Source organism: Pseudoalteromonas sp. SG45-5, from assembly GCF_014164085.1.
GTDB lineage: Bacteria > Pseudomonadota > Gammaproteobacteria > Enterobacterales > Alteromonadaceae > Pseudoalteromonas > Pseudoalteromonas aliena.
This window is the reverse complement of the sequence record NZ_JACJEM010000121.1, coordinates 1-1,310: the sequence shown is the minus strand read 5'-3', so window position 1 is coordinate 1,310 and position 1,310 is coordinate 1. Positions and strand designations below refer to the sequence as shown.

At 43.7% G+C, this 1,310-nt stretch carries 1 protein-coding gene and 1 other annotated feature; the gene reads right to left on the bottom strand.

The window, feature by feature from the left end; all coding sequences use genetic code 11:
• Positions 1 to 39: 39 nt before the first annotated feature.
• Positions 40 to 1,259, bottom strand: a protein-coding gene (locus H5119_RS19885) for an IS3 family transposase (RefSeq protein ID WP_404936265.1) whose coding sequence is annotated in 2 segments (ribosomal slippage) — positions 40 to 965 and positions 965 to 1,259 — 1,221 coding nt in all. Because the reading frame shifts where the segments join, the coding sequence is not laid out codon by codon here.
• Positions 865 to 981: a sequence feature (AL1L pseudoknot), on the bottom strand. Its footprint overlaps the gene before it by 117 nt.
• Positions 1,260 to 1,310 lie beyond the last annotated feature (51 nt).

The following is a 1,310-nucleotide window of genomic DNA, read 5'->3' as shown; positions in this document are numbered from 1 at the left end:
TGAATCGCCCCGAGTTCATCGGAGACCAGTTTGTTTAAGTCAGGCCACTTTACCTGACTCGTTTAAATTATCATAGTAGTCTGTTTCATATTGAGCTGGTGAAATATACCCAATTGAAGATAATAGGCGTTGATTATTAAACCAATTAACCCACTCTAACGTTGCGTATTCAACAGCATCAACATTCTTCCACGGACCATTTCTGCGAATAATCTCTGTTTTAAATAAGCCATTTATTGTTTCAGCTAATGCATTGTCATAAGAGTCACCCACACTCCCTACAGACGCTTGAATTCCAGCTTCAGCAAGTCGCTCAGTGTACCTTATAGACAAGTATTGGCTCCCTCTGTCGCTATGGTGAATTAGCCCCTCGGGGTTGCCTCGATGCCAAATAGCTTGCTCTAACGCATCAAGAATAAGTTCTGTGTGCATTGTCGTTGATACACGCCAACCTACGATGTACCGTGAGAACACGTCTATCACGAAAGCCACATAAACAAACCCACTCCATGTGGCAACATAGGTGATATCAGCCACCCACAGCTGATTTGGCTGCTCAGCAGTAAATTGACGATTAACTAAATCCAGAGGCTTATCTTGTTGCTCGTCAGGTATCGTTGTCTTATGTGCTTTACCCCGACGAACACCTTGAATTCCCATTATTTGCATCAATCGCTCGACTGTACAACGGGCGACTTGATGGTCGTCAAGCTGTAGCTGCTTCCATATTTTTTTTGCACCATAAACGGACATATTATCCTCCCACACTTCACGAATGAGTATCATCAGCTCAGCATCACGCTTTTTGCGGTTAGACAGTCGCTCAGGCTCTCTTTGTATCTGTTTATGAGAATAATACGTTGATGGTGCAATCGGCAATTCCTTGCAAATTGACTCGACACCGTAATGCTCTCGGCAAGCATCAATAAAATCCACTATTACTTCTGTTTGCGGTCGAGTTCCGCTTGGGCGAAAAAAGCGGCAGCCTGCCTCAGGATATCATTCGTTCGCTTGAGTTCTTTATTCTCGCGCTCTAAGGCGGCAAGTCGTTGTTCAGTTGATTGAGTGTTAGAAGATGGTTTAGACGATTGAGCTTGAGACTTTTTGACCCATGCTCTAAGTGTTTCTGGTGTACACCCCAGTTTATCTGAAATCGATACTAACGCAGCCCAAAGAGAGGGGTATTCATGCTGTTGTGTGGTAACAAGCCTAATTGCACGTTCACGAAATTCTGATGTATAGCGATTTGATTTTTTCATAGTTCCAGTTTCTCAAGTTATTGAGTCTCTGGCAAACACGGGGCGATTCAA